At 58.3% G+C, this 26,126-nt stretch carries 16 protein-coding genes; 3 read left to right on the top strand and 13 right to left on the bottom strand.

Annotated features, from left to right (window positions below; translation table 11 throughout):
* Positions 1-31: 31 nt before the first annotated feature.
* The 6 genes from FHU41_RS15280 to rpsL form a co-directional block, all read right to left on the bottom strand.
* On the bottom strand, positions 32-157 hold the full coding sequence (locus FHU41_RS15280) for a hypothetical protein (RefSeq protein WP_281360577.1): 126 nt from the start codon (positions 155-157) through the stop codon (positions 32-34).
* Positions 158-223: 66 nt separating this feature from the next.
* Positions 224-361, bottom strand: coding sequence for a hypothetical protein (locus FHU41_RS07465; protein ID WP_179388933.1), 138 nt, complete (start codon positions 359-361; stop codon positions 224-226).
* A 395-nt stretch (positions 362-756) separates the two neighbouring features.
* Positions 757-1,947, bottom strand: a complete 1,191-nt coding sequence (gene tuf, locus FHU41_RS07470; RefSeq protein WP_179388934.1) for an elongation factor Tu — start codon at positions 1,945-1,947, stop codon at positions 757-759.
* Positions 1,948-2,092: 145 nt separating this feature from the next.
* Positions 2,093-4,207, bottom strand: a complete 2,115-nt coding sequence (fusA, locus tag FHU41_RS07475) for an elongation factor G (RefSeq protein ID WP_179388935.1) — start codon at positions 4,205-4,207, stop codon at positions 2,093-2,095.
* A gap of 212 nt (positions 4,208-4,419) precedes the next feature.
* Entirely contained in the window at positions 4,420-4,890 is a 471-nt protein-coding gene (gene rpsG, locus FHU41_RS07480; RefSeq protein WP_045075287.1) for a 30S ribosomal protein S7, read from the bottom strand.
* Position 4,891: 1 nt separating this feature from the next.
* The gene (gene rpsL, locus FHU41_RS07485; RefSeq protein ID WP_045075289.1) at positions 4,892-5,266 is read right to left on the bottom strand and encodes a 30S ribosomal protein S12; all 375 of its coding nucleotides are present in this window, start codon (positions 5,264-5,266) and stop codon (positions 4,892-4,894) included.
* A gap of 462 nt (positions 5,267-5,728) precedes the next feature.
* On the opposite strand from rpsL, the gene FHU41_RS07490 reads away from it, so the two are divergent.
* Positions 5,729-6,838 (top strand): endonuclease, encoded by a 1,110-nt coding sequence (locus tag FHU41_RS07490; protein ID WP_343046273.1) that lies wholly within the window; start codon positions 5,729-5,731, stop codon positions 6,836-6,838.
* 4 nt (positions 6,839-6,842) lie between these two features.
* On the opposite strand, the gene FHU41_RS07495 is transcribed toward FHU41_RS07490, so the two are convergent.
* The 4 genes from FHU41_RS07495 to FHU41_RS07510 form a co-directional block, all read right to left on the bottom strand.
* The gene (locus FHU41_RS07495; RefSeq protein ID WP_179388937.1) at positions 6,843-8,171 is read right to left on the bottom strand and encodes a hypothetical protein; all 1,329 of its coding nucleotides are present in this window, start codon (positions 8,169-8,171) and stop codon (positions 6,843-6,845) included.
* Between the two features lie 217 nt (positions 8,172-8,388).
* Positions 8,389-12,288, bottom strand: coding sequence for a DNA-directed RNA polymerase subunit beta' (locus FHU41_RS07500; RefSeq protein WP_179388938.1), 3,900 nt, complete (start codon positions 12,286-12,288; stop codon positions 8,389-8,391).
* Positions 12,289-12,513: 225 nt separating this feature from the next.
* Positions 12,514-16,029 carry a DNA-directed RNA polymerase subunit beta gene (gene rpoB / locus FHU41_RS07505; RefSeq protein WP_179389181.1) on the bottom strand — a complete coding sequence of 1,172 codons (3,516 nt, stop codon included), beginning with the start codon at positions 16,027-16,029 and terminating at the stop codon, positions 12,514-12,516.
* A gap of 2,549 nt (positions 16,030-18,578) precedes the next feature.
* Complete coding sequence (locus FHU41_RS07510) at positions 18,579-21,827, bottom strand: ALF repeat-containing protein (protein WP_179388939.1); 3,249 nt, start codon at positions 21,825-21,827, stop codon at positions 18,579-18,581.
* Between the two features lie 413 nt (positions 21,828-22,240).
* Here FHU41_RS07510 and FHU41_RS07515 point away from each other — a divergent pair, with 413 nt between their 5' ends.
* Together FHU41_RS07515 and FHU41_RS07520 are read left to right on the top strand one after the other, a co-directional pair.
* Complete coding sequence (locus FHU41_RS07515) at positions 22,241-23,431, top strand: acetyl-CoA C-acetyltransferase (RefSeq protein WP_179388940.1); 1,191 nt, start codon at positions 22,241-22,243, stop codon at positions 23,429-23,431.
* Position 23,432: 1 nt separating this feature from the next.
* On the top strand, positions 23,433-23,897 hold the full coding sequence (locus tag FHU41_RS07520; RefSeq protein WP_179388941.1) for an aminoacyl-tRNA deacylase: 465 nt from the start codon (positions 23,433-23,435) through the stop codon (positions 23,895-23,897).
* 5 nt (positions 23,898-23,902) lie between these two features.
* On the opposite strand, the gene FHU41_RS07525 is transcribed toward FHU41_RS07520, so the two are convergent.
* The 3 genes from FHU41_RS07525 to FHU41_RS07535 form a co-directional block, all read right to left on the bottom strand.
* A complete protein-coding gene (locus FHU41_RS07525; protein ID WP_179388942.1) occupies positions 23,903-25,321 on the bottom strand; it encodes a hypothetical protein in 1,419 nt (472 codons plus the stop codon).
* 23 nt (positions 25,322-25,344) lie between these two features.
* A complete protein-coding gene (locus FHU41_RS07530; protein ID WP_179388943.1) occupies positions 25,345-25,554 on the bottom strand; it encodes a hypothetical protein in 210 nt (69 codons plus the stop codon).
* Between the two features lie 235 nt (positions 25,555-25,789).
* On the bottom strand, positions 25,790-25,981 hold the full coding sequence (locus FHU41_RS07535; RefSeq protein WP_179388944.1) for a hypothetical protein: 192 nt from the start codon (positions 25,979-25,981) through the stop codon (positions 25,790-25,792).
* Between the last annotated feature and the right edge of the window lie 145 nt (positions 25,982-26,126).

A 26,126-nucleotide genomic window follows, 5' to 3' on the forward strand; every position in this document is an offset into this window, starting at 1 on the left:
GGTAGCTGGCCAAGGTGCGAGGCTTCGGAGGCTACTCGCCTTTCTGGGAGCGGCGAATTCGCTTGTACCTATCGATCTCCCGGCTAAAGGTCTTACGCAAGGTGAACCCCACCCCGACCAAAACAACCACCACAATTAGAAAAATCAGCCAACCCATTGCACACTCCATATCGCCGCATATCGTCCCAATCCGTTCTGACACACTATCAGCGCTGTAACTACTTCAGCCCTGGCGGCAATCGCCGTCCTGCCTGCGCCGCCGTCGTCCCTTCCCCCTGGCCGCCGTCGCCGTCGCCTCGTCCCCCTTGCCGCCGTCGCTCACACCGCCGTCATCCCGCCGTCGCGTCGTCCCGGCACTCACCCACCTCGCCGCCGTCGGGATAGCTTACTGACTTGGCGATAGCTCACTGTCGCGTCAACGGGCTATCCCGAGGTCAATGGACTATCGCGAGACAGCGGTCGCAAGTTCAAGGACACCGTTTCCCCTAACCGCGCCCGATCCCTACTCCCCCGCCCTACTCCCCACTCGATCCTTTCAAACTCCCGGTCCGCAGCGTTGAGTGTGGAGATCAACAGGTTCTGAGGGCCGAGAAGGTGCAGATCTCCACACTCGACGGCGGAGGGGGCCACCAGAAACAGGAAGCAACGGGAACGGAACAACGCGAGTGAAACGGGACGAACGGAAAAGAGCGCGAAAACAAAACAAGAAGGGCCCGATTCGCTCAGCGAATCGGGCCCTTCTTTTAGAACAGGGTGTTACTTGATGATCTTGGTAACACGGCCCGAACCAACGGTGCGGCCGCCTTCGCGGATAGCGAAGCCGAGGCCTTCTTCCATGGCGATGGGCTGGATCAGCGCCACAGTCATTTCAGTGTTGTCGCCAGGCATAACCATCTCGGTGCCTTCCGGCAACGTGATGACGCCGGTGACGTCGGTGGTGCGGAAGTAGAACTGCGGACGGTAGTTCGAGTAGAACGGGTTGTGACGGCCGCCTTCATCCTTGGACAGGATGTAAACGTTCGCCTCGAAGTCGGTGTGCGGGGTAATGGAACCCGGCTTCACAACAACCTGGCCACGCTCAACGTCTTCACGCTTGATGCCTCGAAGCAGCAGACCACAGTTCTCGCCTGCCCAAGCCTCGTCGAGCTGCTTGTGGAACATCTCGATACCAGTCACCGTGGTCTTCTGGACCGGGCGGATGCCAACGATCTCGACCTCGGAGTTGATGGCGAGGGTGCCACGCTCGGCGCGACCGGTCACCACGGTGCCACGACCGGTGATGGTGAAAACATCTTCGATCGGCATCAGGAACGGCTTGTCCTTATCGCGGATGGGGTCCGGAACGTTCTCGTCCACGGCATCCATCAAGTCCTCAACGGACTTGACCCACTGGGGATCGCCTTCCAGAGCCTTCAGGCCCGAAACGCGGATCACCGGCGCGTTGTCTCCATCGAATTCCTGCGAGCTCAAGAGCTCACGGACTTCCATTTCGACGAGGTCGAGGAGTTCCTCGTCCTCAACCATGTCGGACTTGTTCAGCGCGACCAACAGGTAGGGAACACCAACCTGGCGGGCGAGCAGAACGTGCTCACGGGTCTGAGCCATCGGGCCGTCAGTAGCGGCAACCACAAGGATCGCGCCATCCATCTGAGCAGCACCGGTGATCATGTTCTTGATGTAGTCAGCGTGGCCCGGGGCGTCAACGTGTGCATAGTGACGCTTCTCGGTCTGATATTCAACGTGGGAGATGTTGATCGTGATACCGCGCTGCTTCTCCTCGGGAGCCGAGTCGATAGAAGCGAAATCACGCGCCTCGTTGAGTGTCGGGTACTTATCGTAAAGTACCTTGGAAATGGCAGCCGTCAACGTGGTCTTGCCATGGTCAACGTGACCGATGGTGCCGATGTTAACGTGCGGCTTAGTCCGCTCGAACTTTGCCTTCGCCACAGGTTCCTCCTAGAACGTTTATTCAGAAAACTTGCCATCAGGACGCTTTTCGTCACTGAAACCTTATCAAGTCTACTGGTGGTCTGTTATTTGTTGAAATCTTGTTGAAATTACTTGCTTGGCACGGAGCCGATAAGCCTTAAGCTTATTCGCCACGAGCCTTCTGGATGATCTCGTCGGCTACTGCCTTCGGGACCTCGGCGTAGCTGTCGAACTGCATCGAGTACACTGCACGACCCTGGGTCTTAGACCGCAGATCGCCGATGTAACCGAACATTCCGGACAGCGGAACCAAGGCCCGGATGACCTTGACGCCTGTGGCATCTTCCATGGACTGCATCTGGCCACGACGTGCGTTGAGGTCACCGATAACATCGCCCATGTAATCCTCGGGCGTACGGACTTCAACTTCCATCATGGGTTCGAGCAGAACCGGATCAGCCTTCCGAGCGGCTTCCTTGAACGCCATACGACCGGCGATCTTGAAGGCCATTTCGGAGGAGTCGACGTCGTGGTAGGCGCCGTCAAGCAGCGTCGCCTTGATGCCGACAACGGGGTAGCCTGCGAGCACACCATCGGTGAGCGCATCCTGGATACCCGCATCAACGCTGGGGATGTATTCGCGAGGAACACGACCACCGGTGACCTTGTTATCGAACTCGTAGAGGGCACCTTCGGAGGTGTCCAAGGGTTCGATCGCAATCTGGATCTTAGCGAACTGGCCAGAACCACCAGTCTGCTTCTTGTGGGTGTAGTCGTGCTTTTCCACCTTGCGACGAATCGTCTCACGGTAGGCGACCTGCGGCTTGCCCACATTGGCTTCGACCCGGAATTCGCGACGCATGCGGTCCACCAGGATGTCCAGGTGGAGCTCGCCCATGCCGGCGATAATGGTCTGGCCAGTGTCCTCGTCGAGGTTGACCCGGAAGGTCGGATCCTCGGCAGAGAGTTTCTGGATGGCGGTGGAGAGCTTCTCCTGGTCACCCTTGGTCTTCGGCTCAATAGCAACCGAGATAACGGGCTCCGGGAAGCTCATCGACTCGAGTACGATCGGCGAACCGATATCGGACAGGGTGTCACCGGTAGTGGTGTCCTTCAGGCCGATTGCCGCATAGATGTGACCGGCGTGTGCGCCCTCGACCGGCATTTCCTTATTGGCGTGCATCTGGAAGAGCTTGCCAACGCGCTCCTTCTTACCCTTGGTCGAGTTGAGCACCTGGGTACCGGAAGTGATTTCACCGGAGTAAACCCGGATGAAGATCAACTGGCCGAAGAACGGGTGAGTCGCAACCTTGAACGCGAGAGCCGAGAAAGGCTCTTCGGTGCTCGGCTTACGAGTCAGCTCGGTCTCTTCGTTCCGCGGATCGTGGCCGATCATCGGAGGAACATCCAGAGGAGACGGCAGGAAGTCGATCACAGCGTCAAGCATCGGCTGAACGCCGCGGTTCTTGAAGGCCGAGCCACAGAACACCGGGTAGAGCTCGGAGTTGATGGTCATCTTGCGGATGCCAGCCTTGAGCTCGTCGATCGAGATCTCTTCGCCTTCGAGGTACTTCTCCATCAGCTCTTCGGAAGCCTCGGCAACGGTTTCCACCAGCTGCGCGCGGTATTCCTCGGCTTTGGCCTGAAGGTCAGCGGGGATCTCCTGAACCTCGTAGGCAGCACCCATGGTTACGTCGCCCTTGGCATCGCCAGGCCACACCAAAGCACGCATTTCGAGCAGGTCAACAACGCCCACAAAGTCGTTCTCGGCACCAATCGGCAGCTGCATAACGAGCGGCTTGGCGCCAAGACGACCGATGATGGTGTCTACGGTGAAGTAGAAATCAGCACCGAGCTTGTCCATCTTGTTCACGAAGCAGATACGCGGCACGTTGTACTTATCGGCTTGGCGCCAGACAGTCTCGGACTGCGGCTCCACACCTTCTTTGCCGTCGAAAACTGCAACGGCGCCGTCAAGCACGCGCAAGGACCGCTCCACCTCGACGGTGAAGTCAACGTGGCCCGGGGTGTCGATGATGTTGATCTGGTTCTTGTTCCAGAAACAGGTCACAGCAGCACTGGTAATGGTGATGCCGCGCTCTTTTTCCTGTTCCATCCAGTCGGTCGTCGAAGCACCGTCGTGGGTCTCGCCGATCTTGTGGTTCACACCCGTGTAGAACAGGATGCGTTCGGTAGTAGTGGTCTTACCAGCATCGATGTGCGCCATGATGCCGATATTGCGGACCTTGGTGAGGTCGGTCAGCACGTCCTGTGCCACAGTGTCTCCCTAGTTCAAGGTAGTAAGTAGTAATGCAAAGCAAGCTGACGACGGCGGTTCGGTCACCAACACGGTGCGGCCCGCCGTCGTCCTGTTCTAGCGTTCAGTCCCACCCGCTCAGTTCACTCACGCAAACTGCGGGAAGGGTGGGCCCCGATGCGCCGGGTTCCCTCAAATTGCGGAGCAATTCGAGGGAACCCGGCGCATCGGGACTACCAGCGGTAGTGAGCGAAGGCCCGGTTGGCTTCTGCCATCTTGTGGGTATCTTCGCGGCGCTTCACAGCGGCACCGAGGCCGTTGGAGGCGTCCAGAATCTCGTTGCGCAAGCGCTCGGTCATGGTCTTCTCCCGGCGAGCCTTGGAGTAGCCAACCAACCAGCGCAGGGCGAGTGCGGTAGCACGGCCCGGCTTGACCTCAACCGGAACCTGGTAGGTAGCGCCACCAACACGGCGGGACTTGACCTCAAGGCTCGGCTTGATGTTGTCCATGGCCTTCTTGAGCGCGGCAACCGGATCGCCACCGGTCTTCTCCTGGGCACCCTGGAGTGCACCGTAGACAATGCGCTCGGCAGTGGACTTCTTGCCGTCTACCAAGATCTTGTTGATCAGCTGGGTAACCAGCGGGGATCCGTAAACCGGATCGATGACGAGCGGCCGCTTGGGGGCCGGACCCTTGCGAGGCATATTACTTCTTCTCCATCTTCGCGCCGTACTTGCTACGGGCCTGCTTGCGGTTCTTTACACCTTGGGTGTCGAGAGCGCCACGGACGATCTTGTAACGCACACCGGGCAGATCCTTCACACGACCACCGCGCACCAGCACGATGGAGTGTTCCTGCAGGTTGTGGCCAACACCGGGGATGTAAGCGGTCACTTCAATGCCACCGGTCAAACGCACACGGGCGACTTTACGCAGAGCCGAGTTCGGCTTCTTCGGGGTGGTGGTGTACACACGGGTACAGACACCGCGGCGCATCGGGTTATTCTTCAGCGCGGGAGCCTTGGTCTTAGAGACCTTGGGCGAGCGGCCCTTCCGGACCAGCTGGTTGATCGTAGGCACTTATTCTCCGTACATCTTGATTCTTGATTTCTGTCTGCTGTCGCGTAGCCACGGCAAATAACGGAGGTTTGGCCTCGATCATTCGTCCTGGGCATGCAAAAATGTGGCATTCGTTGCACAAGGACCCTGCAACCCGGAACTGCGAGCCCCCAGAAATCAGACGCCGCTAATCCACTGCCACAAAAACAATTGTCACTAGCATAGCAGAGCTCACTCGAACTTATCTAATACACAGCAAATATCCAGCTCGAGTACAGAATTCTTTCACCGTATCTTCACCTGGCGGCCGTAGTGTCCAGAACGCAGCTACACTCCCCCAGTTGGCCTAGCAGGAGTCAATTCATGTCCGTGGTCCGAAGCGCTACCCCGCAAGTTATCAAGCTACCTAACAAGCCATACGGCAAGTTATCCAGTCCGCTAGCTTTTCTTATTCTAGCCGCTCTTACCCTCCTCCAACTTGTAGTGACGACCCCCGCCCAAGCCGCTACCGGCTCCACGGTGGCCGCCGTGATCGCAAACCAAAACGGTAGTAGTCAAACGGTCAGTGGCTACATCGTCGGCCAACCAACCGCTACCAGCACGGTGGTGACCTCGGGATACCCCAGTGACTACGCTCTTGCATTGGCCGATGCGGCCACCGAGAGCAGCACCGCCAAGATGCTCTACGTACAGATCCCTAGTTCTTTTCGTGCCGGATTCGGCCTGAAGAGCAACCCCTCGCTCAAGGGCACTCGAATCACGGTGACCGGCACAGCGAGTGCCTACTTCTCGCATCCAGGGCTAATCAACGGAACCGCCTTTAGCAAAGACGGATCTAGCACCAACCCAACGGACCCAACGGATCCAACAAACCCGCCCACAAATAGCTCCGACTACGACAGCACCTACTACAAGAATGCCCTGGGAAAGACCGGCACCGCTCTACGCACGGCACTGCATAACATCATCACCCCCATGACCAAGCTGAGCTACGACGCCGTCTGGAATGGAATCCAAGACACCGATCAGGATCCAGCCAATCCGAATAATGTAATTGAGCTCTACACCGGCAACTCGGTACCCAAGAGCCAGCATGGCGGCGGAGTGGATGACTGGAATCGCGAGCATGTCTTTGCCAAATCGCATGGCGACTTCGGTACAGCCACCGGTCCGGGAACCGATCTGCACCACCTGCGTCCCACCGATGTCACGGTAAATTCGGCCCGCGGCAATAAGGACTTCGACAACGGCGGGCAGCCGGTCGCCGAGGCGCCCGGCAACCTCACCGACGCCGACTCCTGGGAGCCTCGGGACGCCGTCAAGGGTGATATTGCCCGGATGCTAATGTACATGGCCGTCCGCTACGAAGGCGACGACGGTTTCGCCAACTTGGAACTCAACGAGAGCACCAGCAACGGTTCGAACCCCTTTATGGGCAAACTGTCGGTGCTTCTGAAGTGGAACGCCCAGGATCCCCCGGATGCCTTTGAGAAGAATCGCAACGAAGTGATCTTCAGCAAATGGCAGAAGAACCGTAACCCCTTCATCGACCATCCGGAATGGGCAACTTCCCTCTGGGGAGCCGCGGGCTGAGCCCTCAGGCTCCCGAAGAGACACCGATCCGGACAAACTTCGCTTGCCCGTTCTTGATCTCCAGGACGAAACCGCCCAGCCCGAACTTCAGCCCAGTAATGGTCGCCGTGCCGGTCCGATCGCCGTCCGCAAGGTTTACCTTTCCGTTTACGGTGCCGTTCTTACTGCCAATCACCAGCCAGCCAAGAGAGTTCGACCATTCACTAATTTTCAGGGTGGGCTTGGCGGTGAGGGTCCAGGTAAAGGCTCCCACCTTGTACTTCTCAGCTTCGGCCGAGAGCTGACCCGCGAAAGGACAGTTTGCTGGTGCCATCACATGCTGCGCGGCACAAGCATCAAGATACTTGCTCACAGCGGCGGTGATCGAAGCTTTTCCGGCGGTGGTCAGCGTACTAGCCAGGGTGTAGCTACCGGGCTCGCCATCAAAACCTTGTACCTCCACGAGTTGCTCGGTCACGGTGATCGCCGGATCCTGATGCATCGGGGCAAGCTGGTAATTTCCCGGCAGCAGCTTGACCGTGGCCGCCTTCAGCGAGGCAGGCTTCATGCCAGCGGCCGCGGAGACTTCCGGGTGCAGCTCGACGCCGGCCAGGCTGAGACCTGTGCTAGCGGGACCGCTGAGCTTGACCACGGCAGTGGGCAGCGCTATCGGGTCAAGCACCCATTTATCGACCAGGAAATCCTTACCCGCAGTGGAAAGCGTGAAGTCTTTCGAAATGCTGGTACCACCCTGGCTGAGCTCGGCGGCGACCGTCGCCTTGCCATCCTTCACCGTGACTTTGCCAATGCTGTAGCCGCTGATTTTGCCCTCAGCAGCCGAGTAGACCTGATCGTTAATGAGAAGCCGATCTTGCTCGCTGAGCTGATTATGGCTAAGCCGCATCGCCTCTTCGGCCTTGCCATCCACCAGCGCTTGCAGAAATGCCTTGACCTGTTGTTCCGGAGCGTTCTTGGTTGAAGCATTGGCGAACCACACTCCCCCGGCCACCAGGATCAGCACCAAAGCCAATCCTCCTGCCAACAGTCCTATCAGTAGGCCACGGCGCTTCTTAGGGGTCGGTGGCGGTGTTGGGGCAGTCGCACCGTAAAAGCCCTGTGGGCTGGTAGGCGCAAGCTGACCATATTGAGGCGCCGCCGGATATTGAGCTGCCACAGGATAGGAAGTCGGGTACTGGGGCGTTGGCGGACCAGGCTGGTACTGCGGCTCCGGGTACTGAGACTCTGGATACTGGGGTGCCGGGTACTGGGAAGGCTGGTTTTGAGCTCCCGGAAGCTGCGGGGCAGGAGGAACCTGAGGTGGCTCCCCGGCTGGCGGGATGAAGTCGTTGCTCATACTTACTCCTGATCCGGAAGATTCATTTAGTACATCATACGGAATAAGTGGCTTTGCGGAATAGTTCCGCAGAATAACTTTCGGGTATCGGTTCCACCCAAGGCCGGCAACCACGAAGGGCCCTGCACCGGAGTGCAGGGCCCTTCGTCAGAGAACTAAAGTGGGCATGAGGCCCCTATTGTGGCGCTACAGCGACACTATAGGGGCGCTCAAATCCCTAACGGAAATCGCTACCCAGGTCGTAATCGTCCAGGGGGATGGCATGGAACTCAGGAGTGAGATCCCCACCGACCCCGGCGTAGTCGAAATCGCTGAAAGCGCTCGGCGCGGTGAACAGATTGGCCTTGGCCTCTTCTGTCGGCTCCACCGTGATTTCGGTGTAACGCGGCAGACCGGTACCGGCCGGGATCAACTTACCGATGATCACGTTCTCCTTCAGGCCGAGCAGCGGATCCGACTTGCCTTCCATGGCCGCCTGGGTAAGCACCCGGGTGGTCTCCTGGAAGGACGCGGCGGAGAGCCACGACTCGGTTGCCAGCGAGGCCTTGGTGATACCCATCAGCTCGTTACGGCCGGAAGCGGGCTTCAGACCTTCAGAGACAACCCGACGGTTTTCCGCCTCGAAGCGACCGCGCTCAGCGAGTTCACCCGGCAAGAGGTTAGATTCACCGGACTCGATGACCGTGACGCGACGCAGCATCTGACGGACGATGACCTCCACGTGCTTATCGTGGATGCCCACACCCTGGCTGCGGTACACGCCCTGGACTTCCTCCACCAAGTGCTTCTGAGCAGCACGCGGGCCGAGGATACGCAGCACCTGCTTGGGATCGACGGCGCCGACCACAAGCTTCTGGCCAACCTCGACGCGGTCGCCATCGGCAACCAGCAGACGGGCACGGCGCAGGATCGGGTAAGCGATCTCTTCGGTTCCATCGTCCGGAGTAAGCACCAGACGCATCTGACGCTCAGATTCCTCGAGCGTGATCCTGCCGGCGGCCTCCGCAATCGGAGCCACACCCTTAGGAGTACGCGCTTCGAAGAGCTCCTGGATACGGGGTAGACCCTGGGTGATGTCCTCACCACGGCTGGCGGAAACAGCACCACCGGTGTGGAAGGTACGCATGGTCAGCTGGGTACCGGGCTCACCGATCGACTGTGCAGCGATAATGCCGACTGCCTCGCCAATGTCCACCAGCTTGCCGGTGGCCAAGGAGCGGCCATAGCACTGTGCGCAGGTTCCGACGGCGGACTCACAGGTCAGCACGGAGCGCACCTTGACCTCGGTGACGCCCGCTTCGAAGAGCTTCGCAATCAGCACATCGCCGACGTCGGCTCCAGCTTCCGCGAGCACCTTGCCCTTAGCGTCGGTCACCTCGGTGGCCAGAGTACGAGCGTAAACGCTGTTCTCGACCTCCTCGTGCATGACCAATTCGCCATTGGCATCCGCCACCGCGATCGGCAGCGTCAAGCCACGCTCGGTACCGCAATCGTCCTCGCGAACGATGACATCCTGCGAAACGTCCACCAAACGACGGGTCAAATAACCCGAGTTAGCAGTACGCAGAGCGGTATCGGCCAGACCCTTACGGGCACCGTGCGTGGCAATGAAGTATTCCAAGACCGACAGGCCCTCACGGTAGGAGGACTTGATCGGACGAGGGATAATCTCGCCCTTCGGGTTGGCCACCAGGCCACGGATACCGGCAATCTGACGGACCTGCATCCAGTTACCACGAGCACCGGAGGAAACCATCCGGTTAATGGTGTTGGAGGCAGAGAGGCTCTTGCGCATAGCATCAGCCACATCGTTGGTCGCCTGGTTCCAGATATCGATCAGTTCCTGACGACGCTCGTCGTCGGCGATCAGACCCTTCTCGAACTGGGACTGCACCTTGGCGGCCTTGGTCTCGTAGCCTTCCAGGATCGCCGGCTTGGCAGCCGGAACCTCGATGTCCGAGATAGCCACGGTGACACCCGAACGGGTTGCCCAGTAGAAACCGGCATCCTTGAGGTTGTCCAGGGTTGCCGCAACAACGACCTTCGGGTAGCGCTCAGCCAGATCATTGACGATCTCGGAGAGCTGGCCCTTATCCGCAACCTCGGAAACCCAAGGGTAATCCGCGGGCAGGGTGTCATTGAAGATGACCTGTCCGAGCGAAGTCTCCAGCAGCACCGGCTGACCAATTTCCCAACCTTCTGGGGCTTCCCAGCCTGCGAAGGGTACGAAGTTGTTCAAGCGGATCTTGACGGTCGAGTTCAAGTGCAACTGACCGGCGTCGTGCGCCATGATCGCCTCGGACTGCGAGCTGAAGATCCGGCCTTCACCCACAGAGCCCACGCGCTTGGTGGTCAAGTGGTACAGACCGATGATCATATCCTGCGAAGGCAGGGTGACCGGGCGGCCATCGGAGGGCTTCAGAATGTTGTTCGAGGAGAGCATCAAGATGCGCGCCTCGGCCTGAGCCTCGGGGCTCAACGGCAAGTGCACAGCCATCTGGTCGCCGTCGAAGTCAGCGTTGAAGGCACCACAAACCAGCGGGTGAAGCTGGATGGCCTTGCCTTCGACCAACTGCGGCTCAAAAGCCTGGATACCCAAACGGTGCAGGGTTGGTGCACGGTTAAGCAGCACCGGGTGTTCGGTGATGATTTCTTCCAGCACATCCCAGACCTGCGGGCGGTAACGCTCAACCATCCGCTTGGCGCTCTTGATGTTCTGTGCATGGTTGAGATCGACCAGGCGCTTCATTACAAAGGGCTTGAACAGTTCCAGAGCCATCTGCTTGGGCAGGCCGCACTGGTGCAGCTTAAGCTGCGGACCAACCACGATGACCGAACGGCCCGAGTAGTCCACGCGCTTACCCAACAGGTTCTGACGGAAACGACCCTGCTTGCCCTTGAGCATGTCGCTCAGGGACTTCAGCGGTCGGTTGCCCGGACCGGTCACCGGACGGCCACGACGACCGTTGTCGAAGAGCGAGTCGACGGCTTCCTGGAGCATCCGCTTCTCATTGTTCACGATGATCTCCGGAGCGCCCAGATCAAGCAAGCGCTTGAGTCGGTTGTTGCGGTTGATCACGCGGCGGTACAGGTCGTTCAGGTCCGAGGTGGCGAACCGGCCACCATCGAGCTGGACCATCGGGCGCAGTTCCGGCGGGATCACCGGGACGGCGTCAAGAACCATGCCAAGCGGGCTGTTCTTGGTGGTAAGAAAAGCGTTGACCACCTTGAGCCGCTTCAGGGCACGGGTCTTACGCTGGCCCTTGCCGTTCTGGATGATGTCGCGAAGGGAGTCAGACTCGCCCTGCATATCAAAGTTCTCCAGGCGCTTCTTGATCGCCTCGGCACCCATGGAGCCCTCGAAGTACAGACCGTAGCGGTCACGCAATTCGCGGTAGAGGCCTTCATCGCCTTCCAGATCGGCGACCTTGAGGTTCTTGAAGCGGTCCCAGACCTGGACCAGGCGCTCGACGTCGGCATCCGCACGCTTACGCACGTTCGCCATCTGACGATCCGCAGAGTCGCGGGCCTTCTTCTTATCCGCAGCCTTGGCGCCCTCGCCCTCGAGCTTAGTCAGCTCGCCTTCGAGGTCACGTGCAATAGCTGCGATATCGGAGTCACGAGTATCTTCGAGACGCTTCTTCTCCAGGTCATGCTCAGCCTGCAGGTTAGGCAGTTCGGCGTGACGAGCTTCCTCATCGACGCTGGTGATCATGTAGGCGGCGAAGTAGATGACCTTTTCCAGGTCCTTCGGTGCCAAATCGAGCAAGTAACCCAAACGCGAGGGGACGCCCTTGAAGTACCAGATGTGAGTGACCGGGGCAGCCAGTTCAATGTGGCCCATCCGCTCACGACGCACCTTGGCACGGGTCACCTCAACGCCACAGCGCTCACAGATGATGCCCTTGAATCGGACGCGCTTGTACTTGCCGCAGTAGCATTCCCAGTCACGGGAAGGGCCGAAGATCTTCTCACAGAAGAGTCCGTCCTTCTCCGGCTTGAGGGTACGGTAATTAATGGTTTCCGGCTTCTTGACCTCGCCAAAAGACCAATCACGGATATCATCCGCGGTGGCCAGGCCGATCTGCATCAGGCCGAAAGTAGAATCGTTGGACATGTGGGTCCTTATCTCTCTATCTCTAATTCTGAAGTCTTACCAAAGTCTGTGTTGGGCCCCCGCCGCGGATGGAATTTCGAACGGCAGCTGCTTCGCTTGACGCTTGCCTTTCTCGAAATTCCACCACGCCACGGTAGAACCGGCTCCCGCTGAGGATTCGGAATATGCGGAGAGCGCCGTCAAGCGAAGCAGGCGCCGTAGCATGTTCCAATCCTCAGCAGGTAGCTACACTTCTTCGACGGAGTTTGGCTCGGCCCTGGAGAGGTCGATGCCGAGTTCCTCCGCGGCTCGGAAGACTTCTTCATCCGAGTCACGCATTTCAATCGTGTTGCCTTCGGTGGAGAGAACTTCCACGTTCAAGCAGAGCGACTGCATTTCCTTGATCAGAACCTTGAAGGATTCGGGGATGCCCGGCTCCGGAATGTTCTCACCCTTGACGATCGCCTCGTAGACCTTGACGCGTCCATGGATATCATCCGACTTGATGGTCAGCAGTTCCTGCAGGGTGTAAGCGGCACCATAGGCTTCCAGTGCCCACACTTCCATCTCACCGAAACGCTGTCCGCCGAACTGCGCCTTACCACCCAGCGGCTGCTGAGTGATCATCGAGTACGGGCCGGTGGAGCGGGCGTGAATCTTGTCGTCCACCAAGTGGTGAAGCTTCAAGATGTACATGTAACCGACTGAGATCGGGTCCGGGAAAGGCTCACCGGAGCGGCCATCGAACAACAAGGTCTTGCCGGAGCGGTCGATCAGGCGATCGCCGTCGCGGGTGACATTGGTCGAGTCCAGCAGACCGGAGATCTCTTCCTCACGAGCACCATCGAACACCGGGGTGGCCAGAATCTGGTTAGGTCCGGTCTCGCGGGGCATGTTCGGTAGGTTCTTCATCCACTCGGGCTCGCCCTCCACCTTCCAGCCGGTCTTGGCAATCCAGCCAAGGTGCAGTTCCAGGACCTGTCCGACGTTCATACGTCCGGGCACACCCAAGGGGTTCAGCACGATGTCCACCGGGGTGCCATCAGCAAGGAACGGCATATCCTCGATCGGCAAGATCTTGGAGATAACGCCCTTGTTTCCGTGACGGCCGGCCAGCTTATCGCCGTCGGTGATCTTGCGCTTCGCAGCCACGTAGACGCGAACCAGCTGGTTCACACCCGGGGGCAGCTCGTCGTCGTTATCCCGGTCGAAGACCCGAACGCCGATGACGGTACCGGACTCACCGTGCGGAACCTTCAGCGAAGTATCGCGAACCTCACGGCTCTTCTCACCGAAGATGGCACGCAGCAAACGCTCTTCCGGGGTCAGCTCGGTCTCGCCCTTAGGAGTGACCTTTCCGACCAGGATGTCGCCAGCATCTACCTCGGCGCCGATGTGGATAATGCCGCGCTCGTCCAGGCCAGCCAGGATCTCCTCGGAGACGTTCGGGATATCCCGGGTGATCTCCTCGGCACCGAGCTTGGTGTCGCGAGCATCAATTTCGTGCTCTTCGATGTGAATCGAGGAGAGCACGTCCTCGGCAACCAGGCGCTGCGAGAGGATGATGGCATCCTCGAAGTTGTGGCCTTCCCAGGACATGAAAGCAACCAACAGGTTCTTACCGAGCGCAAGCTCGCCCTGATCGGTAGCGGGACCGTCGGCGATGATGCCACCGATTTCGAGACGCTGACCTTCAGAGACCAAGACGCGCTGGTTATAAGCGGTGCCCTGGTTGGAACGGTTGTACTTAGCGATCCGGTAATTCGTCTCGGTGCCGTCGTCATTGAGTACCACTACCAGATCGGCAGAAACCTCGTTGACCACGCCAGCCTTCTTAGCAATCACCACGTCGCCAGCATCCACGGCGGCCGAGCGCTCCATACCGGTACCCACAACAGGGGCTTCGGAACGGACCAGGGGCACAGCCTGACGCTGCATGTTCGCACCCATCAAGGCGCGGTTTGCGTCGTCGTGCTCAAGGAACGGGATCAGCGCGGTAGCAACTGACACCATCTGACGCGGGGAAACGTCCATGTACTCGACCTCATCGGCCGGGATCAGCACGGGCTCACCGCCACCACCACGCTGGCGAACCAACACGGTTTCTTCGACAAAGTTGCCATCGGCATCCAACGGAGCGTTAGCCTGCGCGATGACAACCTCGACCTCATCATCAGCGGTCAGGTAATCGACGTCGTCCGAGACCTTGCCCTTAGAGACCTTGCGGTACGGGGTTTCGATGAAGCCGAAGGGATTAATCCGACCATAGGAAGCCAAGGAACCGATCAGGCCGATGTTCGGGCCTTCAGGAGTTTCAATGGGGCACATCCGGCCGTAGTGCGAGGGGTGCACGTCACGAACTTCCATGCCTGCACGGTCACGGGACAGACCACCCGGGCCCAGCGCGGAGAGACGACGCTTGTGCGTCAGACCGGCCAGCGGGTTGTTCTGATCCATGAACTGCGAAAGCTGCGAAGTGCCGAAGAACTCCTTGATCGCAGCCACCACGGGGCGGATGTTGATCAAGGTCTGCGGGGTGATCGCCTCGACGTCCTGAGTGGTCATCCGCTCACGAACAACGCGTTCCATCCGGGAAAGACCGGTGCGGACCTGGTTCTCGATGAGCTCGCCCACGGCGCGGATACGACGGTTACCGAAGTGGTCGATATCGTCGATCTCGACACGGATCTCTTGATCCTTGCCATCGCGCTTGGCCATCAGCGTCTTGCCACCGGCGTGCAGGGTGACCAGGAACTTGATCATCGCGACGATGTCATCGATATCCAGAACCGAAGCATCCGGAGCGGTCAGCGACTTGTCGATGCCCAGCTTGCGGTTGATCTTGTAACGACCGACCTTGGCCAGGTCGTAGCGCTTCGGGTTGAAGTAGAGGTTCTCCAGCAGGGTCTGCGCTGCTTCGACCGTCGGCGGCTCGCCCGGGCGCAGCTTGCGGTAGATATCCAGCAAGGCGTCCTCGCGGGTCGCGGTGCCGTCCTTCTCCAGAGTGGCGCGGATCGAATCGAACTCGCCGAATTCTTCGAGGATCTGGCCCTCAGTCCAACCGAGTGCCTTGAGCAACACGGTGACCGACTGCTTGCGCTTACGGTCAAGGCGAACGCCCACCTGATCGCGCTTATCGATCTCGAGCTCGAACCAGGCACCACGCGAGGGGATGATCTTCGCAGTGAAGATGTCCTTATCGCTGGTCTTGTCCGCAGTGCGCTCGAAGTAAGCACCGGGAGAACGCACCAACTGAGAGACCACGACACGCTCGGTGCCGTTGATCACGAAGGTACCCTTCTCCGTCATCAGCGGGAAATCACCCATGAACACCGTCTGCTGCTTGATTTCGCCGGTGTTGTTGTTCATGAACTCGGCCTTGACGTACAGCGGCGCGGCGTAAGTAGCGTCGCGGTCCTTGCACTCGTCCATCGTGTACTTCGGATCAGCGAATTCCGGCTCGGAGAAGCTCAGGGACATGGTGCCCTGGAAATCCTCGATCGGGGAGATCTCCTCGAAGATATCCGAAAGACCAGAGGTAGTTGCTACGCTCTCGTCCCCGGCACTGACGGCTTTCTGCATCCGGTCCTGCCAGCGCTCGTTGCCGACGAGCCAGTCAAAGCTCTCGGTTTGCAAGGCAAGCAGATTCGGAACATCAAGCGGTTCGTGAATCTTTGCGAATGAAATACGCCGGGTTGCACCGTCGGTGCTATTGGCGTCGTTGTTAGCGGTTTGATTATTAGAGGCGCTTGAGGCGACCAAGAGGGATCCTTCCACAGACCTTCAGGCTACTGCGTCTCTGCACTACCTCTGCGTACTCTATTCAGACACAGAGCACGACAAGCCCACCGCTATATGAAGGCTGAGGGTAAACAGGAAAGACGCGAATTTCTAATCTACTCCCTCAGACCAAATTTGTCTAGCCTGTCAGAGTACGCCCACAGGCACAGCAAAGCAAGGCTTTGGCGTCCGAGGCTTCAGCAGGTGGAGCATGCCGCCCCCTCTAAGGCATCGTGACGGTGGGACTCCACTTCTTCAAACCATGCAGCGAGGTCCCATAGTAGATCTTGTGACCATTACATGAATCTGATGACATTCCAGAGATGATGCCATAGGCGGTAACGCCACCTCCAGCGGCACCCGCACCGGTGCTCCACCGGAGTCACCGTGGTCAAATCCTGAACAGTCATAGGAACCATCCAGATTCTGGTCCGAGGTCATGCTGAACATCTCGCAACTTATGATGCCGCTGCCATAGTTGACACAGGCGTCGACATCCAGCACTTTGTAGCGGCAGATCCGACTGGTGGTGTGTCCACTGGAGGACACTCCAGATCCGACAGTGGGGAAATTCCAGGAAACGTTGACAACATCCAAGGTGCTCTCGGAGTAAATATTCGAGTTGTAAACTCTCGAGATATAGGTAGATCCACCCAACAGGGCGAAATCTCCATAGGTATCCTAAGTGCCAACCCAAGTGGTGGTGTAGGGGCTACCCATGTAGGAGGAACCAGAAACCGAATACGCCTGAGCATAACTCGACTGGGTACCAGGCCTGCAGTGTCCTGCGGTCAATTCATAAGTCACATTGTTCAACCGCACAGGAAACGCAGTAGAGCACACTCCTGCGGGCGAACTTGCTCCCCCCAGAGGCGTCGTACCAGTTGTACCCGGCACCGCTACGATGCGGAGCCACATCATTGTCGCTGGAAGTCGGCCTAGCTTCCCCGATGTTCTCTCGGAAGACCACCGATCCCCATAGCTCAAGGCAATTTTTGCCACCGAGGCAGCGTTTCCAGAGCCTGATTGCTCGGACCCCAGTCCGACTCCAACCACCACTGCATCCTGCGAGGGGTCGATACTCACGGAATTTACCTCGTCAGCATGCTGCAGCAGGTAGTTCTTGACAATTGATGACTTGATCTCCTCAAGTTTGGTGAATGAATAGCCTGCCGGAACCAAGCGAGTCAGCGTCGCTCCAGGATCCAAAATCGCTAAAGGCGCTTTGAGTGTGGCAACGAACCCTTGCCCCTGGTCAGTCACTCCGATATTAAGCAGTCTTGAGTCCGGGGAGAGATAGGTTCCTGAGAACACCGAGGGGAAGCGGGCCAGATAATCGTTGACCTTCTCACTCAGCTCAGTGAGCTGGGGACGGGCCTGACCTACAAAGCCCGTCAGCACGGATAGTTTGGGGGCCGGTACGGAATCAGTCGAGGCACTCTTCCATGAACCCGCTGCAGCCAAGTTGCCGGAGAAGGAGAGCCATCACCTCTAGGCTGATTGCGAGAGATACGACGGACCTAAATTTAGCTCTGTTCTTCATGACAACTGTCCCCATCACCGATTGCTTATAGGTCGATGTAAAGAAAAGCTTCGTTCGGAGGGGGCGTCCTAGCGACCGCCCGCCACATCTTGAAGAGGATGTGGAAACGTCAGAAGTCGACGGCAATTCTCATCAGCTTGGTGAGCAACTCGCCTCCTTCCCATTTGTCACTCCACACCCAAGGAAGACCCTGGCTGCAAGTGATTCATGGGCTCTTAGCAAGAGATAGCACTCCACATGCGTGTAAAACCATGATTTTTTTGGACCTAGAAGACTCTCGCCAAGCCTACAACTGATGGGAGTCGTTGGGTCGTCTCCCCTTTCCAGCACATAGCGCAGCAGAAGACCGCTTGACCTGTCGAACCACAGGTTCAAGCGGAAGGCGCCAAACTCTGCAGGTCAGCCCCTGACACCTCGATTTTAAAGGACTGGCTATTGAACTTCCTGTTGCATTGCAGTCTCAAGGTATTGCTACCGAGCCATGCAGCCACAACGCCACACTTACCGCGCCTGTGTGCCCGATATCGCCAAAATGTGCCATTAAACACCTGTCGATCAGTCGGTGCTCAGAGAATCGGCAAAACTTCCAATCACCTCTAAAAACTTCCAGTTGAGCGGCCGTCACTACTATTTCAAATGACTCACCCTTCTAGGAACTTTCTCGACGAACATCCGCAGCAGGAATCTAAGACCAGTACGCCCATATCCGTCATCCTGCCATTTATCACAATAAGACGCCATCTAAAGAAATTAAGAAAACAAGTGAAGTCCAGTGATAAGCTGAACGATAATCCTCTTTATCATAATATTTGATTCGAAAAAAAACTCAATAAAAGCATCGTCACCGCCACAATATTCGCCAAAACCAGCAAAATGTTTCTCAAGTTAAGTCCCGGCTTGGGGCTCTCTTTTTCTCTTTGGATGATATAGACACTCAGGGATAGGATGGTCAATCCACCAACTAATAGGAGTAAGGAATTTGATGTCATTATTTCCCCGCCGCCCACTTGCAGCTCAGCCAACTTAAACCTCCGTAGAATGTAGCGAATCCGCCGGTCACTGCAAAGAACGCCCCCAGCGGCAAGTCGGCCGGTATCGTTATCCCCCCTAGAGCCAGAGCAGCCATTAGCACAGCGATCCCTCCCGCAGTAACCATGAAAGCGCCAGCCAAGTCAGTAGACAAGCCACACACAAAACTTGTGTATTCATGAAACGCGTCTGAGACCACTTTCCCAACACCCAATACAAAGTCAATGAATCCATCATTCCGATCGGAACCTTCACGAATTCCAGCCGTCAGAGATGGCATTGAATTGCTTATCGATGAAGCGAGTTTAATACGAAAGTCCTCTCGCTCCACCATATTTTGGGTCGCGCGTTCTTTGCTAGTGGCCGCTGCAAGCGATTGAGTCGCAGCTATTGCAGCTATCGACGCCTGCTCCCCACCGGCACTAGCCGATATCTGGGCTGCACTCGCAGCACCAGCCGCATTTGCGGCGGCACCTTGAGACCACAGAGCGGAGGCCTGGGCATTTGCTGACCGTTCAGCTGCTCCTGCCGCAGCGGTCTTCGCTTGAATCGTCGCGTTATTCGCCGTAGCTGCAGCCGTGTTGGCAAGATTAGCCGACTGCTGGGCCTGATTCGCAGATTTCACAGCATTGTCCGCGAAGGTTTTCGCCTGACCTGCATACTTTGTTGCGTCTGCTGCGTATTTTTGCGCGTCAGCCGCCGCTTTGCGCGCCGTAGCTGCGACTTGCTGCGCTGTCGCTGCATTGGCCCTGGCAGTAGCTGCATCGGCATCAGCCTTCTCAATCAGGCCATTGATGCTGGCGACATGAGCCGCAGTCTGCTGATCTCGAGTAGCCGCCTCGAACTGGCCAAATGCCAGGAAGCTCGATACGTAGCTCTGCGGGCCCTCCAACGCCACTTCTGCAGCGGCCCTCACCTCGGGCCCAGCAGTTGCAAGCATGTTATAAACCGTCTTGCGATCATCCACCTGGGCTGCAACGTACTGATCCTTTTGGAGGAAAGTTCGAGTTGCTTCCAAAGTATCAGCATCTAGAGCGGCCTGGGCGGCTTTCTTCATCTCGCTGCCACCTGTTTCCAGAAGCTTGTAGACCTGTTTCCGGTCATCCGTCGCGGTCAGATTCCAGCGATCCGCACTGAGGAACTGATGGATAGCGGCAGCATTCTGATTCAAGACATTAGCCGCCGGGGTTTTGAGTGTGTCGGGACCGGTATGAGCGAGTTCATAGGCTTGATCCCATTCATCCTGCTCACTAGCGATTTGGTAGCCGTGCACAATGAATTCCTTCATCATTTCTGGCGTGCTCCCGATAGCCTGCTGCGCAGCAGCTTTAGCCCAAGGCCCGGCGGTTTCCATCACCCCAAAGACGGCCTTCTTCACATCACCCAGTTGACTATCGAGGTCAGCACCCGGTGCAGTGAGTTCAGTCAGCAACTCCTTGGTGGTTGCCGCAGCAGCTGTTGCTTGAGCAGACTCCTCATCTTGTGCTTTTTGCTGTTCTGCTGCGATTTGCGCATCTTCTCTAGCCTGCGCCAATTGGAATTCCTTCTCAGCTGCCAACCGATCGGTGTCAGCCTGACGCGCGAGAGCTTGAACGACCCGCGCTTTATCGACTGCCGCGGTGGCGATATTTGCGGCAGTGGTTGCAGCGTTCGCATATTGTGTCGACTTTGTCGCGGCGGTAGCAGCATTTCCAGCCTGGGATGCTGCGGTATCGGCAGCAGTAGCGGCCGCGTTGGCATGCGTCACCGCGTCCAGCGCCGAGGTTTTCGCAATATTTGCCTGGGTGGTGGCCTGATCTGCCAGAGAGTTCACCGCCGCAGCAGCAGATGCAGCTCGATTTGCGGCTGCGTTGGCTCGGGCAGCAGCAGCATTGGCAAGGGCTGCTTGCTCACTAGAAACACCTGCTTCTCCAGCCGCAGCTGCAGCAGCCGAAGCGGCACCTGCAGCGTTCTGTCCGGCACTCGCAGCGGAGGCAGCAGCCGATTTCGAAGCATCCACAGCGGTGATGGCATCTGCAGCAGCGGCAGCAGCGCTGGACGCGCCTGCCGCCGCAGATCTAGCATTCACGGCGGCGGTCCTAGCCGCAGCCGCTTTACCGGCGTCGGTCGCCGCAGCTGCTGCAGCCCACTGCGCAGAGGCCGCGGCCTGCTCGGTACGTACCGCAGCTGCAGCGGCATTGGCCGCCGCGTTGGCCGCCTGGGCGAGCGCCTCTCGAGCTTGCTGAGCCGCCGCAATTGCTACCTGAGTGGCCTTGACTGCTTGATTGGCCAATGATGCTGCCCGAGCTGCGGCCGCACTGGCTTTCTGTGCCGATCCTGAAGCTGCTTTTGCTTCGTTAGCCGCTTGCTGCGCTGCCTGCTTAGCAAGCTGCGCAGCTTTTACTGCCTGAGCCGATGCGCTCTTGGCCTTCTTGGTCAGAGCGATAGCCTGCTGCGAGGCGTTCTTAGCCTGAGTGGCTAGCTGTGTGACGGTGGCAGTCTCAGCGTCGTGCGCTGCGGCAACAAACTGTCCGTAACGCAGGAAATCTCCGACTGCTGTGGGCACATCCGAATCAAGGGCTGCATTCGCACCAGCAACCACACTCGGCGAAGAATTCAGCAAGGCATAAACAGCCTTACGCTGATCGGTGTTCTCCGCGACGGCCATACCCGAATTAACAAACAGTTGGACTGCGGCATCCCCCGCATCCAAAGCGGCCTGAGCGGCCTTCTTCACGGTGTTCCCGCCCTCAACAGTTGCCGTGTAGGCAGTCTTACGGTCGTCCTCCAACCAAGCAGCCTTAAGACCGGTGGTGAGGAAAGTCTGCAGTGCCTGTAGTGAACCGTCGTTCAGAGCTGCCTCTGCTGCTGCTCCGGTCGATGATCGGCCCATTAGCGCCAGCTGAACCGTAATCGTCCGATAATCGGCTGCAATCGCAACATACTGACCGGTGCTGATGAACGCCTGAAGGGAGGCGTCGTCGCCAAGCAAAGCTTCCTTCGCAGCAGCCTTTGTGGCTGCCCCACCGTTGGCCCACAACTGCACGACCCCTTGGCGATCAGTTGCCGGCGTGAGTAACCCTGATGAGGTCTCTGTTGCCGCAGCCGAGGGAACCGCCGAAAAGGCCGGAACAAACCCCGCGATCAGCGCAATAGCCAAAACCAGGCCAAAGAAAAGTTGAGCCACAGGCCTCAAGCGGCGATTGGCGATTTGGACATGACGACTCACAAGAGTCCCCCATCTATAAGGAAGTTCGAGCAACGGAAGGAAGCGGCTACCGATGCGAAGGCGGCCAACTTTGTCTGTGACAAGTCTGTCAGCCCAAATCGGGTTCTCATAGCAATCTCATTGGAAGTTTTATTGGAAGTCATTGGAAGTTTTCGAGAAACCAGCTCTTCTTCGAAGACAGCTTCGCCAGTTGTCGCTCGCTGTATTTTGGTTGCGCCAACTCCTTCAGCCGAAATTACCCAGTGTCCGACCTCTGGAGGGACGCCTCACCTCTCTCCCATCGAAGTGTCCGAATCCAACCCGATAACGGGAGGTCCTCTGTTAGGGAACAAGCAGCGACTAGGATGTGTTTTAAGTTACAGTTCGTTAACCGAGTATCAATTATTGAGCCAATCTCAAGCAGAGGATTCCCGATGTCCAACCCCGATGATGTGGTCATTCTGTCCGGAGCACGTACTCCGCAGGGCAAACTCAAAGGTGCTCTGGCCAGCTTTCAGGCAACCGAACTGGGCGGTTTCGCCATCAAGGGAGCCCTAGAAAATGCCGGAGTAACCCCGGAACAGGTCGATGCCGTGATCATGGGACATGTGGTGCAGGCCGGAACCGGCCAGAATCCCGCCCGTCAATCTGCCATCAACGCCGGCCTGAGCTGGAAGACGCCCACCGTGACTATCAATAAGGTCTGTCTCTCCGGTCTAGCTGCGGTCACCGACGCCGCCCGCCTGATCCGCAGCGGCGAGGCCAGCATCGTGGTGGCTGGTGGCCAGGAGTCGATGACCAACTGTCCGCACTTGCTACCTGGCTCACGTAGCGGCTGGAACTATGGCAGCTTCACCGCCATTGATTCGGTGGCTCACGATGGGCTGACCGATGCCTTCGACGGTGAATCAATGGGCGCTTCCACCGAACGCAAGAATACTGAGCTGGCAATTGGCCGGACCGAGCAGGACGAAGTGGCTGCGGCCTCGCACCAACGAGCCGCCCGGGCGCAGGCCGAAGGCGTTTTCGATCGCGAGATCGTCCCGGTCAGCGTGCCGCAGCGTAAAGGTGATCCGCTGATCGTCAGCCAGGATGAGGGCGTCCGCTCAAGCACCACGGTGGAAACGCTGGCCGTGCTACGTCCGGCTTTCGCCAAGGATGGCACCATTACCGCGGGCAATTCCTCCCCGCTCTCCGATGGAGCTTCCGCACTGGTTCTGACCACCCGCGCCAAAGCCGAGGAGCTTGGCCTAAGCTGGCTCGCCGTCGTCGGCAAACCCGGTCAGGTCGCCGGGCCGGACACCTCCTTGCATTCCCAACCCTCCAATGCCATCAAGCAAGCCCTGGACCGGGCTGGCTGGCAGGTAGAAGATCTTGATTTCATCGAAATCAATGAGGCCTTCGGCTCGGTGGCCGTGCAGTCGCTCAAGGACCTGAACTATCCCCTGGAGAAAACCAATATCCACGGTGGAGCCATCGCGGTAGGCCATCCAATCGGCGCCTCCGGTGCCCGACTAGCCCTGCACGCCGCTTTCGAACTGGACCAACGCGGCGGCGGCAAGGCCGCGGTTTCGCTCTGCGGCGGCGGCGGTCAGGGCGAAGCGCTGCTGTTGTACAAGGACTGAGATGAGCAACGAACGATTCCTGGCCGATGCCCAGGAGCGCGGCCTTGAGGTCGAGGTGATTGAGCGCGCCGCAGCGAACAGTCTCCAGGAGGCTGCTGAAATCCTCGGCATTCAGCCCGGAGACATCGTGAAATCCCTCGTAGTGAAGCATAAGAATGGCAGCTTCCTCTTTGCCCTGATTCCCGGTGACCGGCAGATTTCTTGGCCAAAACTTCGGGAATTGATCGGAGTGAATAAGCTCTCGATGCCCTCTGCGGACGTCGCCTTGGAAGCCACCGGCTACGAACGCGGCACCATCACTCCGATTGGCGCCCTGGGGAACTGGCCGGTCTACGCTGACGAATCAATCCGCGGCAAACGGATCTCGATGGGCGCCGGGGCTCACGGTCGCAGCGCCTTCCTGCACGCGGATGCCCTGATCGCAGCCTTCGGAGCCACCACCGCGGATATCAGCGAACCACTCTAAACCCGTCATCTGAGCCCGTCAGTGGAAGCCGCAAGCCGATAGATCAGCACGTCACCGTGAGTGCCGTAACCAAAGTCGCGTTCGTGGAAAGGCGTTCCATCGAAGGTCAGCATCCAAGGCTCGCCCTGACCCTGGTAGATGAGTGGGTGCGGAATGTTGCTCTTGTATGGTGCTTCTAGCTGACTGAATCTAAACATCTCAAGGTTGTAGATCGGATAGTCTCGGGCGTCGCCGTCACTAGCCAATAACACCGGCTCCCCGTCCAGAAAGCTAAACAGCGTACCCTCGGTCTGATGATGCATAAGGTCCGCTCCCACTCGCTCAAATCCGCCACCAAAGGGCTGCTCCGGCTCGGCCATCGCTAATACTGGGCGAAAATCGAAGCGGGGGTGATAGCCGAGGCATTCGACAAAGCCCAGCCACCAGCGGTCCTGGTAGTAGAGCAGGCTTGGATCCCAGCTGTCGAAATCGGTGGGCAACTCCAATCGTTCTGTGGCCAGTACGTGTACACCACTCCAAAGATTGTCAGCACTCCGGGTCCAGCAGATATGTGCGTTCTCCGCAAAATCGCCCCAGGAGCTCACCGTGACCAGCAATTCATTCTCGAGCACCAGAATGCTTCCGGCATGGTCACCGAGCAACAGTCCATCCCGTTCAAAGAAGAGTTGGGATTCCAGTCGCAAATCCTCGGGATGTTCCGGATTAAGGCTAAAAATTGCCCAGTGTGCACAGGGGAAGAACCCCGGCCCGGCGCAGCTCATGGTGAGCCAAGCTCTCCCCTCGCGATGAAGAATTTCTCCGGCCCGGGTCCTGATGAATTGAGGATCACGCAGGCCTAAATAACCAAAGTATCCGGCCCGCAAGCGGTGGCTAGGCCCCGAACTCGCGAAACGCAGACCATTCAGCAACTCTTTACCGCGCAAGTCGAGATACTCCTCCGCTTCTAAGGTCACGGCGAGAACTACTTCCGCAGCTACCCCTTTGCCTTGCCATAAAACCAAGCGATTCTCGGTGATGGTCAGGCTCAGCGGAGCGCTGGCAGTTTTGAGCTTGCACCCGGCGAGAGGCTCGCCTTTCGAGCCCGCAATCAGCGCCGCTCTGCCCGTTCTCGAATTGTATTCGGCAAGTATCATGATGCCCTCGGCGACAAGTCCCCACCGATACTCACCCTGCTGGGAAGGATCAAAACCATCAAGCTCCACGGTGAGGAAGGGAGCCGCAGGAACGTGATCGGACACAATCCGGAGCTGTTCTGAACCTCCAGAGGCTCCTTCAAAGACCACCGAGCTCTCCGGTAGTAAATCCACCGCTCTGAAACGCAGTGATTCCTCAAAGGCTCTTCCCGCGAAGAATTCCTGGGTCCCTGTAGACGGCACCTCAGACGGCACCAGCTTGTGCTTTACCCTCCTAATAATTCCTCGCATGAGGGTGATCCTACCCTGCGGATCTACTTACTCTGTTGGGCGATAGCACCGGAGGTGACGATCTCGAAGGGACGCAGAGCAAGATTGACGACGGCGGCTCCCGGCTCAGGCTTGGAAGTCGCCGCTTTGGTCTCCCCGGACGCTCCAGCAGATCTGCCTCGGCTAGCTCCGAATAGTCGAAACTCAGGCTCAGCGCTGCCTTGGCCCAGCCTCCGGCGGCTTCGTGCAGCCACACCACAACATCCCTGTTCGCGTTATCGGCCAGTCCGGCTGCGCTGAGGACCACCCTGATCGGCCTGCGCATCGCAGAACCTCGGTGCCCTGAGCAGCAGTACGCGCAGATCTCGAACTTCGCGGCATCCCAAGAAGTATCGCTGTGCGCGGGGTCGGTACAGGTGGCTGAGTTGAGTTTCGGAGGCGCTCCGTTCGGCGTTCAGCTCGAGTGGAATGCCAATTGTCGAGCCTGACTCATGGCACATTGGCGCTGGTCCGGTGAGCGCTTGCGACGGCGTGGCTCGCCAGTACCGCGGCTTGCTTGGCTCGAGCGACACGGTCTGAACCGTGCAGATCTTGCAGGTCAAAAGCATCCAGCGAACGCTCGTTGGCTCGCAGGATTTCGAAGCACCTGGCATCCGTGTCCACCCGGCGCAGTCTTCTCATTGACCAGGATCCACCGATTCTTCGGATTCAGTCCTTCCACCACCCCGCCTTCAGTAAAATTGACCATTCCCTCTGTGTGGAAGCCCAGATCGATATTCCCGAAGCCGAGGTTGAAGACGACTTCGGCCTTCTGGCTCGCGCGGAG

It is taken from the genome of Psychromicrobium silvestre, assembly GCF_013408295.1.
GTDB classification, from domain to species: Bacteria; Actinomycetota; Actinomycetes; order Actinomycetales; family Micrococcaceae; genus Renibacterium; species Renibacterium silvestre.

Coding starts and splice junctions, on each gene's coding strand:
- FHU41_RS07535 (WP_179388944.1), bottom strand. CDS start 25,981: ATGAGAAGACTGCGCCGGGTGGACACGGATGCCAGGTGCTTCGAAATC.
- FHU41_RS07520 (WP_179388941.1), top strand. CDS start 23,433: ATGAGCAACGAACGATTCCTGGCCGATGCCCAGGAGCGCGGCCTTGAG.
- rpsG (WP_045075287.1), bottom strand. CDS start 4,890: ATGCCTCGCAAGGGTCCGGCCCCCAAGCGGCCGCTCGTCATCGATCCG.
- FHU41_RS07500 (WP_179388938.1), bottom strand. CDS start 12,288: ATGTCCAACGATTCTACTTTCGGCCTGATGCAGATCGGCCTGGCCACC.
- FHU41_RS07525 (WP_179388942.1), bottom strand. CDS start 25,321: ATGCGAGGAATTATTAGGAGGGTAAAGCACAAGCTGGTGCCGTCTGAG.
- FHU41_RS07495 (WP_179388937.1), bottom strand. CDS start 8,171: ATGAGCAACGACTTCATCCCGCCAGCCGGGGAGCCACCTCAGGTTCCT.
- FHU41_RS15280 (WP_281360577.1), bottom strand. CDS start 157: ATGGGTTGGCTGATTTTTCTAATTGTGGTGGTTGTTTTGGTCGGGGTG.
- FHU41_RS07515 (WP_179388940.1), top strand. CDS start 22,241: ATGTCCAACCCCGATGATGTGGTCATTCTGTCCGGAGCACGTACTCCG.